General features: G+C 55.9%; 1 protein-coding gene. It reads right to left on the minus strand.

Annotated elements, in window-relative coordinates:
- Positions 1-287, minus strand: a 287-nt coding sequence (locus tag D0T11_RS21900; protein WP_147374821.1) for a transposase family protein, incomplete at its 3' end; no start/stop codon positions are given.
- Positions 288-340 lie beyond the last annotated feature (53 nt).

The following is a 340-nucleotide window of genomic DNA, read 5'->3' on the forward strand; positions in this document are numbered from 1 at the left end:
ACTTGCTGACACGCCGAGCGCAGACTTTTTTCTAACTCGCTGGGTTTGAGAAAGCGTACTACCCGACCTAGCGTGTCCTGCGAGGGAATCCCGCCACCCAACTCCAGGCCCAGCTCAGCCCGCAAAAACGCCTCTTTATCTTTGGCGTAATCCTCGATTTCCGAAAAATCGTGGCAATCGGCCAGCGTCCCGAGCAGGACGATAAGCAAAATGTCGCTCAGGGCGTGGGAGCAGCGACCCGCTACGCGAAAGTCCTGGACGTCGGCAAAATGGTGGTGCAAGTTCATCTGACGAAGGTACCATCCCAGCCAAAATCACCCTATTTGGTGCGGTAGCCCTA

Origin of the sequence: Hymenobacter rubripertinctus (assembly GCF_003583925.1) — a bacterium.
Lineage (GTDB): Bacteria > Bacteroidota > Bacteroidia > Cytophagales > Hymenobacteraceae > Hymenobacter > Hymenobacter rubripertinctus.